The sequence below is a fragment of the Micromonospora sp. DT4 genome (assembly GCF_049841675.1).
Taxonomy (GTDB): Bacteria; Actinomycetota; Actinomycetes; order Mycobacteriales; family Micromonosporaceae; genus Micromonospora.
Genome location: NZ_JBNCKT010000227.1, coordinates 1 through 3,466, shown reverse-complemented (window position 1 = coordinate 3,466; position 3,466 = coordinate 1). Strand labels below are relative to the sequence as shown.

The following is a 3,466-nucleotide window of genomic DNA, read 5'->3' as shown; positions in this document are numbered from 1 at the left end:
TCTATTTGTCGAGGACCTTCCATCGACGTGTCTCGGCGTGACGTTCCGCCCCCACCCAGTTACCCGACAGTCTCTGAAAGGATGGATTGGCGCGCCCGGGGCGGGGGCACTACCCGCTTGCGCGTGGGCGGCTGCGGCCGGTGCGCACATCACCATGGCTTGAGGGAGCGACATGCAGGTCTGGCCGGGCGAGCGGTATCCCCTGGGCGCCACCTACGACGGGATGGGCACCAACTTCGCCATCTTCTCCGAGGTGGCCGAGCGGATCGAGCTGTGCCTGTTCGACGAGTGGGACACCGGCGCCGAGCGGCGCGTCGAGCTGCGGGAGGTCGACGCGTACGTCTGGCACGCGTACCTGCCGGGCATCGAGCCGGGGCAGCGCTACGGCTTTCGGGTGCACGGGCCGTACGACCCGGCGAACGGGTTGCGCTGCAACCCGCACAAGCTGCTGCTCGACCCGTACGCCAAGGCCATCGACGGTGACGTGACGTGGGACCCGGCGGTGTACGACTACGAGCTGGGCGACCCGGAGCGGATGAACGAGACCGACTCGGCGCCGTTCATGCCGAAGTCGGTGGTGGTCAACCCGTACTTCGACTGGGGCAACGACAAGCCGCCACGGACCCCGTACCACCACTCGGTGATCTACGAGGCGCACGTGCGGGGGCTGACCATGCGCCACCCGGACATCCCGGAGGAGCTGCGCGGCACGTACGCGGGGATCGCCTCCCCGCCGATGATCGAGCACCTGACCCGGCTCGGAGTGACGGCCATCGAGCTGATGCCGGTGCACGAGTTCGTCCACGACCACCGGCTCGTCGACCTGGGCCTGCGCAACTACTGGGGTTACAACACGATCGGTTTCTTCGCCCCGCACCATGGCTACTCGGCACTGGGCCGGACCGGCCAGCAGGTGCGGGAGTTCCGGGGCATGGTCAAGGCGCTGCACGCGGCGGGCATCGAGGTCATCCTCGACGTGGTCTACAACCACACCGCCGAGGGCAACCACCTCGGGCCGACGCTGAGCTTCAAGGGCGTGGACGCGCCGAGCTACTACCGGCTCAGCGAGGAGGACCGGCGCTACTTCGTCGACTACACGGGCACCGGCAACAGCCTGAACGTGCGCAGCCCGCACTCGCTGCAACTGATCATGGATTCGTTGCGCTACTGGGTGACCGAGATGCACGTCGACGGGTTCCGCTTCGACCTGGCGGCCACCCTGGCCCGCGAGTTCTACGAGGTGGACCGGCTCTCCACCTTCTTCGAGGTGGTGCAGCAGGACCCGGTGGTGAGCCAGGTCAAGCTGATCGCCGAGCCGTGGGACGTCGGCCCCGGCGGCTACCAGGTGGGCAACTTCCCGCCGCTGTGGACCGAGTGGAACGGCAAGTACCGGGACACCGTGCGGGACTTCTGGCGCGGTGAGCCGGCCACCCTCGCCGAGTTCGCGTCGCGCATCTCCGGCTCCGCCGACCTCTACCAGGACGACGGCCGCCGCCCGTTCCACAGCATCAACTTCGTGACCGTGCACGACGGGTTCACGCTCAACGACCTGGTGTCGTACAACGACAAGCACAACGAGGCCAACGGCGAGGACAACCGGGACGGCGAGAGTCACAACCGGTCGTGGAACTGCGGCGTGGAGGGCGACACCGACGACGAGGCGGTGCTCGCCCTGCGGGCCAAGCAGCGGCGCAACTTCCTGGCCACGTTGATGCTGTCGCAGGGTGTGCCGATGATCGGCCACGGTGACGAGCTGGGCCGCACCCAGCACGGCAACAACAACGCCTACTGCCAGGACAGCGAGCTGGCCTGGGTCGACTGGGACAACGTCGACGAGCAGTTGCTGGATTTCGTGCGCACGCTCACCGACTTCCGCAAACGCCACCGGGTGTTCCGTCGCCGTCGCTTCTTCACGGGCCTGCCGGTCGGCGGGCGTGGCACCGACGAGCCGCTGCCCGACCTGGCGTGGCACACCCCCGACGGGCGGGAGATGACCGGCGAGGACTGGGGCAACGACTTCGGCCGCTCGGTGGCGCTGTTCGTCAACGGCGAGGGCATCCGCGAGCGCGGCCAGTACGGCCAGAAACACCGCGACGCCTCGTTCCTGCTCTGCTTCAACGCCCACGACGCGCCGCTGGACTTCACGATGCCCGGCAGCGAGTACGGGCAGAAGTGGGAACGGGTGATCAGCACGGCCGAACCTGAGCCGGACGACGCCACGGTGATCAGCGCGGGCGGCATTATCCGGGTGCCGGACCGCTCCCTCGTCGTGCTGGAGAGGATGATCTGACATGCCGGCCACCCCTCCCAAGGCCACCTATCGAATCCAGGTCCGCCCCGGCTTCGACCTGGACGCCACCGCCCGCATCGTCGACTATCTGGACGACCTCGGCGTCAGCCACCTCTACACCGCCCCGCTGCTGGCCGCCACGCCCGGCTCCCAGCACGGCTACGACGTCGTCGACCACCGGACGGTCAACCCGGAGTTGGGCGGGGAGGCCGCCCGGCAGCGGCTGGTGCGCGCGCTGCGGGAGCGGCAGCTCGGCCTGGTCGTCGACATCGTGCCCAACCACGCCGGAGTCGCCGTCCCGCCGGCCAACCCGGCGTGGTGGGACGTGCTGCGCCGGGGGCGCGACTCGTCGTACGCCGACTGGTTCGACATCGACTGGGACCGGGGCCGGCTGCTGCTGCCGGTCCTGGCCGACGACCCGGCCGCCCTGGACGACCTGAAGGTCGTCGACGGCGAGCTGCGTTACCACGAGCACCGCTTCCCGGTGGCCGACGGCACCGGCGACGGCAGCGCCCGCGACGTGCACGACCGGCAGCACTACGAGTTGGTCTCCTGGCGGCGCGGGGACGCCGAGCTGACGTACCGCCGGTTCTTCGCCATCGCGGGCCTTGCGGGCCTGCGCGTGGAGGACCCGGCGGTGTTCGCCGCCACCCACGAGCTGATCCTGCGGTGGGCCGCCGCCGGGGAGGTCGACGGCATCCGCGTCGACCACCCGGACGGCCTGCGCGACCCGGCCGGCTACCTGGCACGGTTGCGCGCGGCCGCGCCGGATGCCTGGCTCGTGGTGGAGAAGATCCTGGAGTACGGCGAGGAGCTGCCGAACTGGCCGGTGGACGGCACCACCGGGTACGACGCCCTCGCCGCCGTGAACGGGCTCTTCGTCGACACCGACGCCGAGGGCGACTTCACCGTGCTGGACACCCGCCTCGCCGGGCAGCGCACCTCGTGGGAGGACCTGACCCACACCACGAAGCTCGCCGCCGCCACCACGCTGCTCGCCGCCGAGCTGACCCGCCTCGCCGCGCTCGCGCCCGACGTACCGACCGAGCAGGCCCGCGCGGCGCTCGCCGAGCTGGCCGCGGTGTTCCCGGTCTACCGGGGTTATTGACCAGTAACCCAAAGGTGCCGTGGTTAGCCGGCTGCGTAGCGGACTTCTGGCTTGCCGAACAAGGCTTT

At 69.8% G+C, this 3,466-nt stretch carries 1 protein-coding gene and 1 pseudogene; both read left to right on the top strand.

Going from position 1 to position 3,466, the window contains the following annotated elements; all coding sequences use genetic code 11:
• Positions 1 to 172 precede the first annotated feature (172 nt).
• On the top strand, positions 173 to 2,290 hold the full coding sequence (glgX, locus tag ACLQ24_RS28995) for a glycogen debranching protein GlgX (RefSeq protein WP_425894918.1): 2,118 nt from the start codon (positions 173 to 175) through the stop codon (positions 2,288 to 2,290).
• Between the two features lies 1 nt (position 2,291).
• Positions 2,292 to 3,395, top strand: a pseudogene (locus tag ACLQ24_RS28990) (alpha-amylase family glycosyl hydrolase); the annotation flags it as partial.
• Positions 3,396 to 3,466: the final 71 nt, after the last annotated feature.